General features: G+C 62.8%; 16 protein-coding genes and 1 pseudogene. 15 read left to right on the forward strand and 2 right to left on the reverse strand.

Going from position 1 to position 18,756, the window contains the following annotated elements:
* Positions 1 to 16: 16 nt before the first annotated feature.
* From Q0263_RS11070 to Q0263_RS11135, 13 genes and pseudogenes are all read left to right on the forward strand, one after another.
* Positions 17 to 145 (forward strand): annotated as a pseudogene (locus tag Q0263_RS11070) (IS3 family transposase); the annotation flags it as partial.
* A gap of 233 nt (positions 146 to 378) precedes the next feature.
* On the forward strand, positions 379 to 2,562 hold the full coding sequence (locus tag Q0263_RS11075; RefSeq protein ID WP_298015947.1) for an EAL domain-containing protein: 2,184 nt from the start codon (positions 379 to 381) through the stop codon (positions 2,560 to 2,562).
* Between the two features lie 314 nt (positions 2,563 to 2,876).
* On the forward strand, positions 2,877 to 4,568 hold the full coding sequence (locus Q0263_RS11080) for a thiamine pyrophosphate-binding protein (protein ID WP_298015949.1): 1,692 nt from the start codon (positions 2,877 to 2,879) through the stop codon (positions 4,566 to 4,568).
* A 6-nt stretch (positions 4,569 to 4,574) separates the two neighbouring features.
* Positions 4,575 to 6,203, forward strand: coding sequence for a GMC family oxidoreductase N-terminal domain-containing protein (locus Q0263_RS11085; protein ID WP_298015951.1), 1,629 nt, complete (start codon positions 4,575 to 4,577; stop codon positions 6,201 to 6,203).
* Positions 6,193 to 6,612, forward strand: coding sequence for a carboxymuconolactone decarboxylase family protein (locus Q0263_RS11090; RefSeq protein WP_298015953.1), 420 nt, complete (start codon positions 6,193 to 6,195; stop codon positions 6,610 to 6,612). The genes Q0263_RS11085 and Q0263_RS11090 overlap by 11 nt, the downstream gene beginning before the upstream one ends.
* On the forward strand, positions 6,599 to 7,396 hold the full coding sequence (locus Q0263_RS11095) for an N-acyl homoserine lactonase family protein (RefSeq protein WP_298015955.1): 798 nt from the start codon (positions 6,599 to 6,601) through the stop codon (positions 7,394 to 7,396). Before Q0263_RS11090 ends, Q0263_RS11095 begins: the two co-directional genes overlap by 14 nt.
* Positions 7,397 to 7,465: 69 nt before the next feature.
* On the forward strand, positions 7,466 to 8,488 hold the full coding sequence (locus Q0263_RS11100) for a TRAP transporter substrate-binding protein (protein ID WP_298015957.1): 1,023 nt from the start codon (positions 7,466 to 7,468) through the stop codon (positions 8,486 to 8,488).
* Positions 8,485 to 8,961: a TRAP transporter small permease subunit gene (locus tag Q0263_RS11105; RefSeq protein ID WP_298015959.1), complete on the forward strand. Its 477-nt coding sequence runs from the start codon at positions 8,485 to 8,487 to the stop codon at positions 8,959 to 8,961. The genes Q0263_RS11100 and Q0263_RS11105 overlap by 4 nt, the downstream gene beginning before the upstream one ends.
* 2 nt (positions 8,962 to 8,963) lie before the next feature.
* Positions 8,964 to 10,256 (forward strand): TRAP transporter large permease, encoded by a 1,293-nt coding sequence (locus tag Q0263_RS11110; protein WP_298015961.1) that lies wholly within the window; start codon positions 8,964 to 8,966, stop codon positions 10,254 to 10,256.
* 66 nt (positions 10,257 to 10,322) lie between these two features.
* On the forward strand, positions 10,323 to 10,997 hold the full coding sequence (locus tag Q0263_RS11115; RefSeq protein WP_298015963.1) for a GntR family transcriptional regulator: 675 nt from the start codon (positions 10,323 to 10,325) through the stop codon (positions 10,995 to 10,997).
* A gap of 182 nt (positions 10,998 to 11,179) precedes the next feature.
* On the forward strand, positions 11,180 to 12,046 hold the full coding sequence (locus tag Q0263_RS17415; protein ID WP_366140705.1) for a PAS domain S-box protein: 867 nt from the start codon (positions 11,180 to 11,182) through the stop codon (positions 12,044 to 12,046).
* Positions 12,047 to 12,215: 169 nt separating this feature from the next.
* On the forward strand, positions 12,216 to 13,217 hold the full coding sequence (locus Q0263_RS11130; RefSeq protein WP_298015965.1) for a BMP family protein: 1,002 nt from the start codon (positions 12,216 to 12,218) through the stop codon (positions 13,215 to 13,217).
* A 150-nt stretch (positions 13,218 to 13,367) separates the two neighbouring features.
* The gene (locus tag Q0263_RS11135; RefSeq protein ID WP_298015967.1) at positions 13,368 to 13,721 is read left to right on the forward strand and encodes a GFA family protein; all 354 of its coding nucleotides are present in this window, start codon (positions 13,368 to 13,370) and stop codon (positions 13,719 to 13,721) included.
* Positions 13,722 to 13,784: 63 nt separating this feature from the next.
* On the opposite strand, the gene Q0263_RS11140 is transcribed toward Q0263_RS11135, so the two are convergent.
* Together Q0263_RS11140 and Q0263_RS11145 are read right to left on the reverse strand one after the other, a co-directional pair.
* Complete coding sequence (locus tag Q0263_RS11140) at positions 13,785 to 14,375, reverse strand: response regulator (RefSeq protein WP_298015969.1); 591 nt, start codon at positions 14,373 to 14,375, stop codon at positions 13,785 to 13,787.
* Positions 14,376 to 14,427: 52 nt separating this feature from the next.
* The gene (locus Q0263_RS11145) at positions 14,428 to 16,440 is read right to left on the reverse strand and encodes an ATP-binding protein (protein ID WP_298015971.1); all 2,013 of its coding nucleotides are present in this window, start codon (positions 16,438 to 16,440) and stop codon (positions 14,428 to 14,430) included.
* Positions 16,441 to 16,653: 213 nt separating this feature from the next.
* Between Q0263_RS11145 and Q0263_RS11150 the strand changes: the two genes are divergently transcribed.
* Positions 16,654 to 17,646: a TRAP transporter substrate-binding protein gene (locus Q0263_RS11150; RefSeq protein ID WP_298015973.1), complete on the forward strand. Its 993-nt coding sequence runs from the start codon at positions 16,654 to 16,656 to the stop codon at positions 17,644 to 17,646.
* 71 nt (positions 17,647 to 17,717) lie between these two features.
* The gene (locus Q0263_RS11155) at positions 17,718 to 18,722 is read left to right on the forward strand and encodes a TRAP transporter substrate-binding protein (protein WP_298015975.1); all 1,005 of its coding nucleotides are present in this window, start codon (positions 17,718 to 17,720) and stop codon (positions 18,720 to 18,722) included.
* Positions 18,723 to 18,756 lie beyond the last annotated feature (34 nt).

The raw sequence follows: 18,756 nt of genomic DNA on the forward strand, positions 1-18,756 counted from the left end.
TCCTGAATGCGATCATCAACCGGCCGACGGTCGTGGCATCCGGCTGTTCAACGCAATCGATGGTTTCAACCGCGAAGCGCTGGGCATCGAGATCGACTTCTCCCTGCCGCCGGAGCGGGTCATCCGTTCGTTAAAACAGATCATGGGGACTGTACGGTACGAGTGGCTGTCTCAATATCACTGGGAAGACCTGGATCAGGTCCAGTGCGTCTCTGGCCGGATTCCTGCCTTCGGCACGCCTGCGACCTTTTATCTTCGCCTAAATTCCCATGAAAAGGCCTCGGGCATGAAATAGTTACAAAAGACTTCAAAGCCTCTTTCGAAGCGTGTTGATTAGTATTAGATTATTACCGACCATCCCTATTCCGGAGAGAATCCATGCAATGCCCACCTGTCTTTGACAGTGAGCCGCAGCGCCTGGCGGCACTGGCAGAGTATGAGCTGGATGAGGGTCGGGAGCTTCCGAGCCTGGAACCCATCATGTCGATGGCGACGAAGATCTTCGGCGTCCCGGTGTCGGCGGTGAACATCGTCGGCAACGATCATGTGTTCTTCGCCGCCAGCACCGGCATCGGTGAAGCCGACATGCGCAGGGACGTTTCGTTCTGCGCGCATGCCATGGCCCAGGAAGATGTCATGGTCGTGCCGGACGCGGCGCGCGACGAGCGCTTTCATGGCAATCCCTTGGTGCGCGGGGACTCGGGGATCAGGTTCTACGCGGGGGTGCCCCTGGTTTCGCCCAAGGGATGGCCCCTGGGAGCGCTGTGCATCATCGATCACCAGCCTCGCGGAGGCTTGTCCGATCACGATAAGGATGCCCTGCGCGAACTGGCCCGCATAGTTTCCGACAAGCTGGAACTGCGGCGGATGGAAAGGGCATCGCAGAAAGGAACGTCCCGGTTCGAGGCTCTGGCGGAACATTCTCCATCGGCGATAGTCTCGTTCGGCGCGGATTGCCGGATCGTCGCGTGGAACTCCGCTGCGACCCGGATGTTTGGCTATCAGTCGGCCGAGTTGGTGGGGCAGAGCATCGAAATGCTCATGCCCGAACACCAGCGGGCGGCGTTCCGGTTGCGCATCGCCGGCGCGGTGGCTCTTGGAGAAGTGCGGTGCGATACGCCGATCGAGATCACCGGCCTGAGAAAGAACGGCTCCGAATTTCCTGTCGAGCTGGCCGCATCCTTGTGGGACGACCATGGCCAGATCCGGTTCGGCGCCATCGCGCAAGACATCAGCGAGCGTCTGAGGCAGCAGGAGGAACTGACGCGGCTGGCGAATTTCGATACCTTGACCGGCCTGGCCAATCGTGGAATCTATCACCGGTCCATCCACGACAGCATCGTTGCCGGCCGCAGGAGCGCAGCCCTGATCCTGGACCTGGATGGGTTCAAGGACATCAACGACACCCTGGGCTACTCCGTGGGGGATCGCATTCTCTGTGAGATCGGTCGCCGGCTGCATGGCGTCGTCGGGCTTGGCGATGTCGTCGCCCGCATCGGGGGCGACGAGTTTGCCCTCCATGTTCTGGACGAGGATACCGTGGAGGCCGTCCAGAAAGTCGCCGATGCGGCGATTCAGGAAATCAGGCGTCCCATCGATATCGACCGGCACGATCTGTATATCGCCGCCAGTTGCGGCTTCGCTCTGGCGCCGCAGCATGCGGAAGAGGCGATCGAGCTGGTCGGAAATGCCGACCTGGCGCTTTTCAGCGCAAAGGCGAACAAGAGAGGACATGCCCTGGTCTTCGATCCCAAGCTGCGGTCGGCAGCCAGTTCGCGCAGACTGTATGACAGCGAGCTGCATCGCGCCGTGGCTCGTGGAGAACTGTTGCTCCATTACCAGCCTCAGGTTCACATCGGGGACGGGGCGCTGGCCGGAGCCGAGGCCTTGATACGCTGGCAGCATCCTCAGCGTGGCTTGCTCATGCCCGGAGACTTTCTGGATGTATTGGCGGAAGGGCCGCTGGCGGTGGCCGTGGGCGACTGGATTCTTGAAACCGCGTGCGCCCAGGCCGCGCTTTGGCGAAATGCCTGCATGGGCGGTTTCCGGATGGGCGTGAATCTGTTCGAGGCGCAGTTCCGCGCCGGGGATCTGCCGGAGAAGGTGATGGGCGCCCTCGCTCGGCACAACTTGCCTCCGCATGCCCTGGAACTGGAGATTACGGAAAACATCGCGCTCGACAATGAGGAAGTCGTTCTTTCCCCTCTACGGGAGCTGCGCGACATCGGGGTGGGCATTGCTTTCGACGACTTCGGCACAGGGTATGCCTCTCTCAGCCTGCTCAAGCATTATCCGTTGACGCGCCTCAAGATCGATCGCTCCTTCGTGCAGCAGATCGCGGAGTCGCGGCAGGACGAGGCGGTCGTCCGCGCGGTCGTCGACATCGCGCGCGACTTCGGCCTGCAAGTCATCGCCGAGGGGGTGGAGATGCAGGCGCAGCGCGACAAGCTGCATCAATATGGCTGCGAGGAGGCGCAGGGCTATCTGTTCGGGAGACCTGGGCCCGCGGATGCCTTGAGCCCCGAACACTGGCGGCGCGAGCCGGACCAGGCGAGGCTCTGAGACGCGTCGCTCCGCGCCCGCCCGGCCGCGGCGATCCGGCGCCTGGCCAGGATCTCGCGTAATGCCGCTGGCGGGCTTGCATGGGGCTCAAGGGGCGCGAGTCCGGACCCGGCCGTTCAGGCTTTCGGACACCGAACGAGTTGTTGCATGACAGCCGCTAAGTAAATCTTCTTTGGTGTTGAAATGTCGACATTCCATATGTATACTTTTCTCCAAAAGGCCGGTAGGTCGCAACGGCTACAGATCGACAGCGGCATGCTGGCTCGCTGCTGATCGTGGCGCGAAATCGTTTACTTGATGCGAGGATTCTTCATATGTCGTTGATTACGGGTGGTGAAGCTGTCGTGGGCGCGCTGAAGGCGCAAGGAGTCGATCATGTGTTCGGCCTGATTGGATCAGCAGGAATGGAAGTGTTCGACGCCTTGTACAAGGCGCCCGGCATCAAGTACATCGGCGTGCGCGATGAGCGCACGGGTGTGCATATGGCTGACGGCTATGCCCGCGCTTCTGGCAAGGCTGGGGTTTTTCTGGCGGGGCAAAATGGTCCGGGGGCAACAAACTTGGTGACGGGCCTTGCCCAAGCCTATGCGGCCTACTCGCCGGTGGTTGCTTTGACGGGGTTCCTATCGTCTGCGCACGTTTGCCGTGACGCGTTCCAAGAGGTCGATCAGCAGGCGCTCTTCAAGCCTATCACCAAGAAAACCTATACGCTGACGAAGGCGGACCGGATTCCAGAAATGGTGGCGGAGAGTTTCCGCAACGCTCTGTCGCCTCGGCCGGGCCCCGCAGTGCTGAATCTGCCGCGCGATTTGTTGGCAGAAAAAGTGGATGACGCTTGTCTGGAAGCGGACAGCCCGGTATTCATCGCGAATCACTCTACCGGAGCGCGCCAGTCGATCAGAGAAGCCGTCCGCCTGCTCAGTCAGGCGAAACAGCCTTTGATCATTGCAGGCGGGGGCGTCAAGAACGGGCGTCACCAAGCTGCGCTGATGGCCTTGGCCGAATGCCTGAATGCCCCGGTGGCGGCATCGCCGGGTCACGGCGATGCGTTCCCTTGCAGCCACCGGCTGTACGCTGGTCAGGTGGGGCCGAGAGGCAATGCGGTTGCCTCGGATCTGGCGAAATCCGCAGACGTGATCCTCGCACTGGGCACGCGCTTGGGATTTAATACGACGTTCTATTTGGCGGATAGCCTCAACCCGTCCGCCAAGATTATCCAGACTGAGCAGGAAGCAACGGCAATCGGGCGCTTCAGAGCAATCGCCGTCGGCATTCAGGGCAATGAGGGCGATATTGCCGAAGATCTGCTGGCAGGCCTCGCCGGTCATGAGGCGGCGGCGCCGGTGCGGCAATGGACGGAAACCTTCGTGCGGGAACGGGCCGCGCTGCTTGCCGAGCGCGACAAGGCAGTGTCGTCGGCGAATGGCCGTATTCAGCCGAGCGCGCTTTTCAGGGCCTTACGGTCGGTCTGCCCGGAGGATTCGCTGTACACCCTTGATGCCGGGACCTTATGCCTGCAGGCGACGGATCAGTTGTGCTATCACCGGACGCCCTCACTGTTCACGCCGCTGGATTTCGGTTTGGTAGGGTTTTCCTTTGCCTGCGCGCTAGGGGCCAAGCTTGCCTTGCCTGACCGCACCGTGGTCAGCCTGATGGGCGATGGCGGCTTTGGCATGGCTTGCAGCGAACTCGGCACGGCTGTGGAGCATGGCATCAACGTGGTCTGCATAGTCATGAACAACGGCTGCTGGGGAGCGGAAAAAGCTTACCAGCGGGATTTCTTTGGCCAGCGCTACATCGGCGCAGACGTTCGGAATCCGCCGTACGACGAACTGGCTCGGTTGTGGGGGGCCGCCGGCTATCGGGTTGACGCCGAGGACGCCATTGCTGACACGGTCAGAGAGGCACTCAGTTGTGGCCGGCCCGCCGTGGTCGATATCCGTGTCGATCCCGAGGCGCTATACAGCTTCAGGAAAGATTCGTTCAAAAATCGGAATGGTGGTTGAACGTCCATGGAAGCATATGACTATATTGTGGTGGGAGCGGGATCAGCAGGTTGTGTGCTCGCAGATCGCCTTAGCGCGTCGGGCCAGTTCACCGTACTGGTTTTGGAGGCCGGCAAGGAAGAGCGCAATATCTGGATCCATATCCCGCTCGGGGTCGGCAAGTTGTTGACCGACGACCGCTATGTCTGGCCTTTCAGGACCGAGCCGCAGGCCCACATGCACGGCCAGCAGATCTATTGGCCGCGAGGGAAGGTGCTGGGCGGTTCCAGCTGCGTCAATGGCATGGCTTATGTCTGGGGCGATCCTCGAGAATATGACGCCTGGGCGGGACGCGGCATTAGCGGCTGGACGTTCGACGAGCTTCGACCCTATTTCATGCGTCTGGAAAGCAATGCTTATACCGACAGCAGGATGCGCGGCCACGACGGCCCCATGCGGATCACCGATCGGGGCGCGCGCGAGCGCGACGTGCTTTCCGACGCATTCGTCGAGGCCTGCAGGCAGAACGGGATTCCGGGTACTCCGGATTACAACGCAGGCGCCTATGAAGGAGTCCGGTATCTGGAGCAGAACGCTTACCGCGGCGTCCGCTGGAGCGCGAATAAAGGCTATCTGAAGCGGGCCAGGGGGCGCGGGAATCTGACTGTTCGCACTCAGGCGACAGCGCGCCGCCTCTTGTTCGAAGGCGTCCGGTGCGTCGGCGTCGAGTACGAGCAGGGTGGGTCGATCCACCGCGCCGGCGCCGGGCAAGAGGTGGTGCTGAGCGCCGGGGCGATCCAGTCGCCGCATTTGCTCGAGCTGTCGGGCGTGGGGGATCCGGAAGTGATCAGTCGACTGGGGGGAGGGCTGGTCGTGGCGAATTCCGCGGTGGGTGAGGGCATCAGCGACCACCTGCAGATCCGCTGCACGTACCGGACGCAGATCCCTGAAACGATCAACGACTTGATGCGCAGCCCCTTGCGCAAGGCAATGGCAGCCTGCCAGTATGCGGTGGCCAGGAAGGGACTGCTGGCAAACACATCGTCGACGGCGCACGCCATCACGCGCAGCGCCGCGACACGCCCGCACCCCAACGTCATGATCCGTATTTATCATATCAGCGGTCGCGATCGATATTCACGTTCGCCCGGGGCAGGGATCGATCGGTTCTCGGGTTTCTCCATCGGGGGCTTCGTCCTGTATCCCAAGACGAGAGGCTCGGTCCACAGCCGATCGTTGGACCCTGATGAGGCGCCCGCGATCACCTACAACTACCTGAGTGAAGCCAGCGACCGTACCGAATGTGTCGAACTCCTGACACGGATCAGGGCTATCGCGGATTGCCCCGCGCTGCGCAAGGTGATCATTGAAGAGGACCAGCCCGGACTTGCCGTCAAGGACGAGGGACGGTTGCTCGACTACATCATGGGGACGGGGCAGACCGCTTGGCATACGGTGGGTTCGTGCCGCATGGGCCAACCCGGCGATTCGGTTGTCGATTCGGAGTTGCGTGTCCACGGCACGCGCGGTTTGCGAGTGGCGGATGTGTCCGTCATGCCGACGATCGCCTCGTCGAATACGAATGCGCCGGCCATCATGATCGGCGAAAGAGCATCGGATTTCATCTTGCGGGAGGCTACGCGGCATGGCAAATGAGAGCGAACAGATCCCCGGCCCGTCGGGCACGGAGCCGAAACAGCAAACCCTGTATGAGCAGTATCTGGAAAAAGGGGAATGGAATCCGCTGTGGGACAAGCTGCGTCAGGCCGCGCCGGAGTTTGTGGATGCGTATCTGGCGTTTCGCGAAGTGCCTCGGGTGCATGGGCCCATTCCGAAGAAGTACGTGGAGCTGATCATGGTCGCCATCAATGCCGCCACGACGCATCTCTATCGCGACGGGATCCGGCGACATGTCCAAAACGCGTTTCGCGCCGGTGCGTCCGTGGAAGAAGTGCTGGAAGTCATTCAGCTCATTTCCGTCATGGGTATCCATTCCTGCAACGTCGCCATGCCGATCTTGCTTGAGGAAGCAGCCAAGGAGGGACTGATCGATGACGCTGGCTGACTCTGCCGGATCAGGGAATGGCCAGCAACAGGCGGCCTGGACCATCACCCCGGTGGCCTTGGGGAGCAGGCGGGCGATCTGGTCTTGGTTCAATTACCTGGAAGACCGGCAAGAGCCGATCCTGATTGCCTATCATGCCTGGGTGATCTCGGACGGAAGCCGGACCATCCTGGTCGACACCGGGCCTTCCGTGGAAGAGGCGCAGGCGCGCGGTTTCGAGGACATGCGTTCGATCGTGGATGTGTTGCCGGAGCACGGGATTGATCCTGAGACGATCGACACTGTGATCCTGACGCATCTGCACTGGGACCATGCTTCGGCCGCTATTGCCTTTCCGAAGGCCAGGTTCCATGTCCAGCAGGCCGAGATCGACTTTTTCCTAAAGGATGCCTGGGATAACCCGGCGACGTCGCGGTTCTTCAGTCACCGGAAAATGCTGACGTATCTCGTGTCGTCGGGCAGGGCGGTTGCGGTCGACGGCAGTGCGGAACCGTTGCCGGGCATCCGCCTGATGAAGATGGGCGGGCATACCCCCGGGTCCCAGATCGTGGTGGTCGCGACGCGTCACGGCCTGGAGATCATCACCGGGGACCTGATCCCCATGAACAGAAACTATACGCAGGCCATTCCCACGGGAATTTTGGTGGACCTGCTGGCGGTCGTTCAAGGCAGGAAGCTCATTCGCGCCATGCGGCCGTATCGTATTTATACGGGACACGATCCCGAGCAGGGTCTGGTCTGCGACGCCCCCGAATCAGCGGGCGGCAGCACACCAGGAGAATGACAGCACGCGTTTGCATCACGATCATCGATTCACGATTCAATTCAATAGAAAACCGGAGGAGGTGTGGTCATGTTCAAGTTCAAGAGGAATACTTTGGCACCGGCCTTGCTGGCTGTGTGCGCCGGGCTGATGTCGGCGCAGGCGGCGGCATCAACGGTGACGTTGAGGATCACGTCCGCGTCGCCGAGGCAGATGGAAGACAGCCGAGCATTGCAAGATACTGCGAAGTTTCTGGAAAAGGAGACGAACGGGTCGGTCATTCTGAAGCCTTATCTGTCTGCTTCATTGTTCGGTGAGGTCGACGGAGTAGGCGCTGCGCAGAACGGCTTGGTGGATATGGCAGTCGCCTGCACCTGCAATTTCACGAAACTCACAAAAGCCTTTCTATTCGCGGATCTGCCCTACGTCTTCAAGTCTGAGGCATCGGCCCGGGAGGTCTGGGATGGCGACATCGGAGCGCAAGCCAGGGCCAGCTTTGCGGAAAAGACAAATCTGATTGCACTGGCCTTCGCGCCGAGTGGCGGCGGGGCTCGTCAGTTTCTGAATACAAAGAAGGCCGTCAAGGTGCCTGCCGACATCGTGGGGATGAAGATCCGGACGACGGCTACGCCGTTGGAACAGGGGTTCTGGAAGGAAGCTGGTGCGATCCCCACGCCGGTCGACATCAGCGAGACGTACACCGCGCTGCAGCAGGGGTTGGTGGATGCCGAGCATTTGCAGCCCATGTGGACGACAACGCTGAAACACGATGAAGTGGTTCGATACGCCACGGAGATCAATGCTCTGTACGTCTACCGAGCCGTTGTCATCAACAAGAAAGCATACGACAAGCTGGATGCGGCGCAGAAGAAGGCACTCACTGCAGCGATGGCCTATTTCGAAGACAAGGCCTATCAATACAACGAGGAAGAACGCAAGACGTCTCTGGCGGAAATGGCCAAGCATGGGGTGAAGACGGTGGATCTCAGCCCTGACGAGATGAAGCAGTGGGAAGAGCTGGGCGCCAAGTTCCGGCAGTTGCCGCTGGCGAAAGACAGCGTGCGGGCTGGCTTGGTTGATCGCGTGTTGGCGGCGCAGGCAGGCGCAAAATGAAGAATGCAGCTCGCAAACTGATCGCTGGCGCGGAAATGTTCGGTGCCATCCTGGTTGGCGCGACCGTGTTCATCCTGTTCGCGAGCATCGTGTCGCGGGAGATCGGCGCGGCGCCCATGACCTGGGCTAATGAAGTCAGCTTGGCTCTCTTCGTCTGGATCATCTTCATCGGCGCGGCTGTCGCATTCGCCAAGAATGGGCGGATACGCTTTACGTTCATCGTGGAGCGGCTCGGGGCCAGGGCTTCCGACTTTCTGGATGTCGTGGTGTCGTGGGTCGGTATCGTCGTGCTGGGCGCCCTGTTTATGCTGTCGGTCGATCTGGTGGTGGATAGCGCCGGGCAGCGTTTTCAAACGCTGGCCATCTCGACTGCTTGGCAGATGGCAGGATTGCCAGTCGGCATGCTCATCGCCATGGTCGGGTGGCTGTCCGAGGGCCGGTTTCGGACCGGACGACGTTCGGAGGACAACTGAACATGGAAATCATCATCCTGGGTGTCATTTTCATCGGAGCGGTATTGCTCTCCGTGGATATTGGTATTGCCATGCTGATCGGATCGGCCTCCTTGCTGCTGATCGAGCCATTGGTCCCTCTCACCGTCATTGCACAGAAGGCGGTGACGCAGGTGTCGCTGTTTCCGCTGCTCGCCATCCCGGGCTTCATTCTGACCGGGGAACTCATGAACGTCGTCGGAATGACCAAGAACCTTGGCGAGGCGGCTCAATTCCTTGTTGGCCGGCTACGGGGCGGCTTGGGTTATTCAACCATCATCGCCTGCATGGTGTTTGGTGGCATGACCGGCTCGGGCCTGGCTGAAACGGTCGCCATTGGCTCGCTCATGGTGCCATTGCTTGCCGCCCATGGTTATCCGAAGTCCTTCTCGTCAGCCATGATCGCCGCCGGTGGGAGTCTGGGGCCTGTCATTCCTCCATCCATTCCCATGGTCATTTATGCCAGTATCGCCCCTACGGTTTCGATCACGTCCCTGTTCATCTCGGGGATCGTCCCCGGCCTGATGCTGGGGATCGGGTTCTTGATCGTGGTGGGGTGGCGCTCTCGGAAAATAGAATCGCTTCGTGCAGGATCGCCGGTGCAGCCGCAACAAGCTGCCGGCGGTCGTGTGCTGTGGCGGTCGCTGCCGGCCTTCGGTGTTCCTGTCATCATTTTCTATCTGATCTTCGGGGGATATTCGACCGTGACGGAAGCGTCGGTTGCGGCCGCGGTGTATGTTGTCTGTTATGGGGTGATCGTTCGCAAGTTGAGTGTTGGCGCGCTATTCAATGCATTGAAATCGTCGCTGTTCGCCTGTGGAATCTTTGGCTTCATCATTGCGGCTGCCGGGCCGTTTTCCTTCTTGATGTCGCTGTTTCAGGCGCCCGAGGCGATTGGTGCCTACCTTACGTCGATATCGAGCGGTAATACGGTTGTTCTGATGCTGCTGGTGACGGTGGTCCTCCTGGGGCTCGGCACCTTGGTGGAAGCCACTTCCCTCGTGATCATCCTGGCGCCGATCCTGGCTGGCGTCGCGACGGTCGCCGGCATCAATCAGCTGCATATGGCGTGCGTGTCCATCGTTGCGTTGATGATCGGGTTGTTCACTCCGCCGGTCGGGACCAATCTCTTCGCCATGGTGGGCGTGTCGGGTGCGTCGATCGAGAGTATTTCCAAGGAGTTGCTGCCCTTCATCGTCATCGCGGTGATTGTGGTACTGGTTCTGGCCGTGTTCCCGGCCAGTGTCACGTTCCTTCCGGACCTGCTGCGCAGTTGAACGGCCCTGGATGCTGGGTGATGGCTGCAGTGTAAAATCGGGCCGGGAAGGCTTCTGAGCAGTGTCGTGAACCAGATACGAAAACAAAGTGGGCCATTGTTGCGTACGTTGCCGCAGCAGATTGCGGAGAATCTCGCCGCCTCTATCCTGAGCGGCGAGATCGAAGCGGGAAGCCGGCTTCGCGAAGTGGAGTTCGCCACATTCTACGCAGTCAGCCGCTCGACCATCCGCGAGGCTTTACGCATCCTCGAGCTGCGCGGATTGGTGGAAATCCGGGTGCAGCGCGGGGCCTATGTCACGTGTCCCTCGCGCGATGAGATCTACAAGCTGTTCGCTGTACGGGCAGCCTTGCTGTCCACCGCCTCCCGCCTTGCCGCGGAAGTCTGTACACCGCAGCAGGCGGCGCAACTGCGCACCAGGCTCGACAAGTTGGCCGGAAGTCTGGACGATGCTGCCCGGTATGTACGCCAGAGCGGTGATCTGATTGATTTGATCACGACGATCGCCGGCAACGAGATCCTCAAGCAATATGCGGACGATCTGGCGGCGCGAATCGGTCGGTATGTTCCACTGGGACTGACGGAACTTGCCCGGCGGGAAAAATCACTCAAGGTCTGGCGGGACACGATCGGGGCCATTGTGGCGCACGAGCCCGATAAAGCCAGCGTCAATCATTATCTGCTTGCGACTCAGAACCGGGACGCGGCATTGCTGCGGCTCGACCAGTTGCAGTCGCGGTGACCTTGCAGGGCCAGATCGCTTGATCCCAGGATCTTTCCACCATCCTTCGCTCCATTCAGCCATCATGGATCACGTCAGCATGCAGATTCCGTCCTCGGCCGCAGAGTGATCGGGGCGCGGGCCGCTCGGCACAGGCCGCGTTGGGCTATGCTTTCACCCTATGGCAGAAGGAGAGGCCCAGCATGACCCGCAAGACGATCAATGTCGCGTTCACGTCCGATGACTGGCGGGGCGTGGCCCTGTCCAATTTCACGCTGTCGCCGTTCGAACTGGACGGTGTGCCGCTGGCCTCGGTGGAAGGCTTCATCCAGGGCATCAAGTTTCCCCCGGGGCATCCCGCGCGGGAACAGGCCTTCGTGTCGTCGGCCTGGGAAGCCAAGGCGTGCGGGGAAGGGGCGGACAAGCGCTTCGCCTACTGGGACGAGGCCAGCGTCGAATTCGGCTCCGATGCGCACCATCGCCTGGTCGAACGGGCGCTGCGCGCGCGCTTCGACCAGAACGAAGGCCTGCGCCGCGTGCTGCAATCCACCCGCGGCCTGGACATCCTCCACCAGACCGGCGAGGGGCCGGAACCGGATCGGACCTCGCTGCCGGCGGCCCTGTTCTGCCGCATCCTGAGCGACATCCGCGAGGCTTCGGCGTCGCCGCAGGACCTGGCGGAACGGATCGTCGAGCAGACGACCGACGCCCTGATCTATGCCGATCGCCCGGGCAGGATCGTGCGCTGGAACCAGGCCGCCAGCCGGCTGTTCGGCTTTTCCCGGGACGAGGCCCTGGGCGCCAGCCTGGACCTGATCATTCCGGAGCATTTGCGCGCCGCGCATTGGGCCGGCTACAACGCCGCGCTTGCCAGCGGGCGGATGAAGCTCGATGGGCGTCCGACCCTGACGCGGGGGGCGAAAAAGGACGGCGGGAAGTGCTATGTGGAAATGACCTTCGCGCTGGTCAAGAATGAACAGGGCGACGCGATCGGCTCGGTCGCCATGGCGCGCGACGTGACGGCGCGCATCGAGGCGGAGCGCGCCGCCCGCAAGGCGCAGGGGGCCTGATCCGGCCATCCCGGCGCCGTGGCGGCGGGCTCGCGGCGCGTAGTGGCGCAACGACGCCTATCGCCATCTCCGTATGGGCCTTATGCGGGAATATGCATATTCCTGAAGGGCTTCTTTGCTAAAGTCCTTGAACGTTCAAGGAACGCAGAAACCAGAAAACGGAGACAACATGATGAATCACACCCGGCGGCGCCTGTTGGCGGCGATCCCCCTGGCTTCCCTGGCCGCCTGCTCGTCTTTCAAAGGCGCCGGCGGCGCAACCAAGGTATCGGCGCTGTTCTGCGGCCAGGTCAATGACGGCGGCTTCATGCAGGCCGGCTATCAGGGATTGATGCTGGCCAAGCAGAAGCTTGGCGTCCAGACAGCCTATATCGACAAGATCCCCAACGAAACCGGCGCGCAGGTCGTGGCGCTGCGGGAACTGGCGCGGGCGCGTCCCGCGCTCATCATCGCGCACGGCGGGCAGAACAACAAGGCGGTCGAGCAGGTCGCGGCGGAGTTCCCGGACATCTCCTTTGTCGTCACGCAGGGCCACGTCACCGGCGCGAACCTGTCCAGCTACGACGTGCTGCAGGAAGAGTCGGCATGGCTGGCCGGCGCGTATGCGGCGATGATGACGCGCACCGGCGTGGTGGCTCACCAGTCCGGCATCCGCGTCCCGCCGGGCCTGCGCGGTCGCGCCGCGTATGCGGACGGCGTCCATACGGCCAATCCGAAAGTGCGCCTGCTGACCAATTTCTCGGGCAATCAGGATGACGTCGCTCTGGCGGAGCGGGTCACGCGGGCGCAGGCGAAGCAGGGGGCCGACATCATCTTCACCATGCTGAACGCCGGCCGTTCGGGAACCACCGAGGCCTGCCGCGCCCTGGGCATTCACGAGATCGGCAATGTGGCCGATTGGGTGGCCAGGGATCCCCAGGTCTTCATCGCTTCGGCGTATGCCGACGTGGGCATCGGGGTGTTCCAGGCGGCGGAGGACTTCGTCCAGAAGCGCTTCAAGCCCGGCGAGATCTCCAAGGTCGGCCTGCAGAACGACCAGGCGGTGCGGCTGATCATGGCGAACAACACCCCTGCGGCGGTCCGGCGGAAGATCGAAGACTTCCGGCAGCAGATCCTGAACGGCCAGATCCGGGTCAAGACGGATTATTCGGGGCCCGAGTTCAAGATCTAGCCTTGAAACGCGGCGGGGCGGGCATGGGCCCGCTGCCGCCGTCCTGCCCGCGCCGCCCGGCCCGGATGGCGCGCGGCGTGAAATGTCTGCATTTCCGCCCGGCGGCGATTATCATGCTCCGATGGATGCGTATCATTCCCGGGAGACATCATGTCCTTTCAAGGCCAATGCCACTGCGGCGCCGTCACATTCTCTGTGGACGCGCCCCTGCCGACGCGGGCGATCAGCTGCAATTGTTCGCACTGCCGCGCCAAGGGCTTTCTGCTCGCCTTCTTTCCGGCGGATCAGTTCACCCTGACGCAGGGCGGGGATCAGCTGCAAAGCTACCGCTTCAACACGCATATGATCGAGCATCAGTTCTGCACCGTGTGCGGGACCCAGGCGTTCGCCCTGGGCGCGCAGCCCGATGGCACGCCTTCCCGCGCCATCAACCTGCGCTGCGTGCCGCAAGCCGATCTGGATGCGCTCGAGCTGGTTCACTACGACGGGGCCAGCCTTCGCTAGAGTCTTTGAGCGGGCAGGGCGGCCGGCTGCCGGGGAACCCGAGGGCCGGCTGCGGATCGGCGGCTACTTCAGCAGGCGCGCCAGTTCCACGGCGGTGCGCACGTGCATCTTGGCCAGGATGTGCGACCGGTGCACTTCCACCGTGCGCATGCTGATGCCCATCATGTCGGCGATCACCTTGTTCATCTTGCCGTCCAGGATCAGGTCCATGACTTCGCGCTCGCGCGACGACAGGGAGGCCAGGCGCGCCTGCACCAGCGCCTGATCGCCCGCGTCCAGCGATGCTTGCAGCGCTTCCTGTACCCGGTCCATCAGCTTGTTGTCGTTGAACGGCTTCTCGAAGAAATCGAATGCCCCGCGCTTCAGGCTGTCGACCGCCATCGGCACGTCGCCGTGGCCGGTCAGGAAGATGACCGGCATGCGCCCGGTCAGCCCCCGCGCCGCCAGGGTGTCGAACAGCAGCGCGCCGCTCATGTCGGGCATCCGCATGTCCAGCAGCAGGCAGTCTCCTTCGGGACTGAAGGCGGGGTCCTCTCCCAGCATGTCGAGAAAGGCCTGCGCGCCGTCGTAGCCCGCGGCCTGGATCCGGCGCGACTCCGCCAGCCAGATCAGCGAATCCCGTATTGCTTCTTCATCGTCGACGATGTGTAGCACCTTGCTGTCTCCCTCCTCTGGGTGCGTCGGGCCCGTGGACGGCCCGGCAACCCTATTTTTTCATGTTTTCAGCGGCGGCGGACGCGGACAGCGAGAAGCGGAAGATGGTGCCTCCGCCGGGGTTGTCCGCGTAGGCCAGGGCGCCGCCGTGGAACTCGACGACGGTGCGGCAGATCTTCAGGCCCATGCCCATGCCGTCGGACTTGGTGGAAAAGAAGGGCGAGAACAGGCGGTCCCGGGCGTGCTGCGGAATGCCGCATCCATGATCGGCCACGCTGATGGTAACACTGCCCGGAACGAGCGGATCCACGCTGGCGCCGATGTGCAGGACGCGGCGTTCGGGTTCCACGTCCCGCATGGCCTCGATGGCGTTGCGGGTCAGGTTGAGCAGCACCTGTTCCAGCATCATCGGGTCGGCCAGCACCGCCGGCGTGTCCGGCCCGATCTCGGCCTTGATCGTGATGAAGTGCTGGCTGGCCTGCAGTTCCGCCAGTTGGGCCACGTCCGCGATCAGGGCGGGGAGCCGCACCGTTTCCAGATGCGGCTCGCGCCGCTTGGCGAATGAGTGGACGCTGCGGATGATGTGTCCCGCGCGTTGCGCCTGGGCATTGGCTTTTTCCAGGGCGCCCCGGATGCGCTCCAGGCTTGCGTCGTCCGGGCGCGCGGCGGGGTCGCTCAGCAGGTTCAGGGCGCCGGTCGTGTAGCTCGTGATGGCGGCCAGCGGCTGGTTCAGTTCATGGGCCAGGGTCGAGGCGATTTCCCCCATGGTCACCATCCGGGCGCTGGCCTGAAGCTTTTCCTGCTGGCGCCGGTTCAGTTCCTCGAAGCGCTTGCGGTCGGAGATGTCCAGGATCGAGCTCATCCAGCCGGTCTGCCGGCCGCTCTCGTCGACCAGCGCGGATTCGTAGACCAGCACGGGAAAGCGTTCGCTGCGGTTGCGCAGGAACACCGTCTCGAAGCCCTGAGGGCTGATCATGCCCGCCATGCGCTGCGCGAAACGTTCCCGGTATTCCGCCATGACTTCCGGCGCCCAGTACGGCATGGGAGGCGAGCAGCCGACCAGCTCTTCGGCCGGTATGCCGACCATGCGGCAGAAGGCGGGGTTCACGTAGGTGATCCTGCCGTTCAGGTCGTATACCCGCAGGCCGGTCACCAGGGAGTCTTCCATGGCGGTGCGAAAGGCGATCTGTTCGCGCAGCGCCCGTTCGACGGCCGTGCGGCGGTTGATGTCGCGCCACAGGGCCGCGAGGCTCCAGAACAGGCCCAGCGTCAGGGCGACGACGATGATGACCAGCAGGTTGGACAGGAGATTGGGGGCGCCCCGGACGCTGTCGGTGCGCAGCGTGATGTCCGCGTAGGGCAGGTTCAGGTCGTGCGCATAGGTATAGACGCCGCGTCCCGCGCCGCCCGCCGTGCGCTGCCCGAGCGTGTTCTCGTGGCGGTCCGTCAGGCGGATCTCGTTTTTCTGGGCGAACCACCAGGGCACCATCTGTTCCAGGATGCCGCTCAGGGAGTAGGTGGCCACCACGGAACCGACGTAGCGCCCGTCCTGGTGGACCGGGAAGAGATAGTCCATCAGCACGGGATGCTGCCCGCCCTCCGGCGGCGCCGGCTGGGTGTATTCCGGCGTGTTGGTGCTGCGCACGCGCTCCAGCTTCAGGCGCAGCGGCTCGGGCAGGTCCGCCGGGGAAAGGATGTCCTTGCGGTCGGATGCCGTCCCTCTGCCGTCCGCTGTTATCCAGGCGATGCGTTTGAGCTCGGGGTGGGTCCGCTGCAGGAAACGCATCCGGTCCTGCAGTTTCGCGCCCGCCAGGTCGCCCGCGGCGATGGCATTGGCCAGCGAGCGGATGTCGTCCTCGTTGCGCCCCAGCTGGAAGCGGATGGTCTGCTCGACCCACAGCGTGTCAGCGATCAATTGTTCCTGGCGTTCCGTGGATTCCATCTGCTGCGCCTGGCGCGGCAGCCAGATCGCGGTGGCCAGGAACAGAAGCACGCACAGGATCGGCACCAGCCATTGCCAGGTGCGTCGATGGACGAGCGGAACGTAGGACGAGAAGGGACTCATGCCGAAGAGGAAGGCGTGCGGCCGGTCTCCGGGCGGCGCCGGAGGTCGTGCGGATTCGTGTGGCCCCAGTGTAGCCGAGCGGCATGCGGCGCAGCCGCGCCGGACGCGGGGCCGGATTGTGGATTTCCACAGTTGAAGCGCCGGTCTCGCTTGCAGACAATGGCGACGTATTTTTCATCCCCAGACCCAGAGATCCCGGATACCGCCCCAGCAATGAAGTTGCTCGCCATCCTGTTCGCCTGCGCGCTGACGTGCTCCCAAGCGGCAATCGCGCAGCAGGAGCCCATCCTGATCAGGTTCAGCCACGTGGTCGCCTCGGACACGCCCAAGGGCAAGGCCGCGGAGCGCTTCCGCCAGCTGGCCGAGCAGGCCACGGGGGGCCGTGTTCGCGTGCAGATCTATCCCAACAGCCAGCTGTACCGCGACCGAGAGGAACTGGAAGCGCTGCAGCTGGGCGCCGTCGAGATGATCGCGCCGTCCCTGTCCAAGCTCGGGCCGCTGGGCGCGCGCGAATTCCAGGTCTTCGATCTGCCCTTCATGTTTCCCGACCGGGCGGCATTGCACCGGGTCACGAACGGTCCTATCGGCGAGGGCATGCTGCAGCGGCTGCGGCTCAAGGGCGTCATCGGCCTGGCTTTCTGGGATAACGGTTTCAAGTCCTTTTCCGCCAACCGCCCCTTGCTCTCGCCCGCCGACATGGTCGGCCTGCGGATGCGCATTCAGCCCTCCAGGGTGCTGGACGCGCAGATGAGGGCGCTGGGCGCCCAGCCCATGACCCTGCAGTTCGGCGAGGTCCACGACGCGCTGGAGGCCGGCGTGGTGGACGGCACGGAGAATCCGCCCTCCAATTTCTACACGCAGGGCATGCAGGAGGTGCAGTCGCACTTCACCGTGTCCAATCATGGCTACCTGGGGTATGCCGTGATCGTCAACAGGAAATTCTGGGAAGGCCTGCCTCCCGACGTGCGCCGGCAGCTCGAGGGCGCGATGCGGGAAGCGACGAGCTATGCCAATTCGATTGCGCAGGAAGAAAACGACCGGGCCCTGGCGGCGATCCGCGCGTCCGGCAAGACGCAGGTCCACGTGCTGACGGAGCCCGAGCGCGAGGCCTGGAAGAAGGCCCTGGCGTCCGTCGGCGTCGACATGGAGGCCCACATCGGCGCAGACCTGATTTCCGACATCCGGCGAGCGATCGCGGCCCCCTGACAAACCTGCGCGATCATCCAGTTTTCCCTTTCATCAGTTCCATCAGTTCCATAACACAAGGAGACCTTCCTATGAGCATCCGTATCCCCTTCGTCAAAACGCTGGGCGTGTGCCTCGCGCTGGCCTTTTCCTCGACGGCGCTCGCCGCCGACAAGCCCGTCGTCATCAAGTTCAGCCACGTCGTGGCCGAAAATACGCCCAAGGGCCAGGGCGCCCTGAAGTTCAAGGAACTGGCCGAAGCCGCCTTGCCCGGCAAGGTGCAGGTCCAGGTGTTCCCCAATTCGCAGCTGTTCGGCGACGGCAAGGAAATGGAAGCCCTGCTGCTGGGCGACGTCCAGATCATCGCCCCGTCCCTGGCCAAGTTCGACCGCTACACCAAGAAGCTGCAGGTCTTCGATCTGCCCTTCATGTTCGACGACGTGGCCGCCCTGGACCGCTTCCAGGCCAGCCCGGCCGGACAGGAACTGCTGGATTCCATGAAGTCCAAGGGCATCCAGGGCCTGGCCTACTGGCACAACGGCATGAAGCAGATGTCCACCAACAAGGACCAGCTGGTCCGTCCGGAAGACATCAAGGGCTTGAAGTTCCGCATTCAGTCGTCCGACGTGCTGGAGGCGCAATTCCGCCAGCTGGGCGCCAACCCGCAGAAGCTCGCCTTCTCCGAGGTCTACCAGGCCTTGCAGACCGGCGTGGTGGACGGGGCCGAGAACCCCTGGTCGAACATCTACTCGCAAAAGCTCCATGAAGTGCAGAAGACCATCGCCGTCACCAATCACGGCGCGCTGGACTACATGGTCATCACCAACGCCGGCTGGTGGGACGGCCTGGCCCCGGACGTTCGTGACGCGCTGAAGAAGGCCATGGCGGGCGCCACGGAACACGCCAACAAGCTGGCCTCCGAGATCAATGATCGCGACCAGAAGCGCATCGCCGAAGCCGGCAAGGCCAAGATCCAGACCCTGACCAAGCGGGATGTCGCCGCATGGCGCGAGGCTGTCCGCCCCGTGTGGACGAAGTTCTCGAGCCAGATCGGCGAAGACCTGATCGCGAAGGCCCGGGCGTCCAACGAGGATTGATGACCGCGTTTCGGTGGCGCCGCATGAGCGGGCT

The sequence above is a fragment of the uncultured Castellaniella sp. genome (genome assembly GCF_937988725.1).
Taxonomy (GTDB): Bacteria; Pseudomonadota; Gammaproteobacteria; order Burkholderiales; family Burkholderiaceae_B; genus Castellaniella.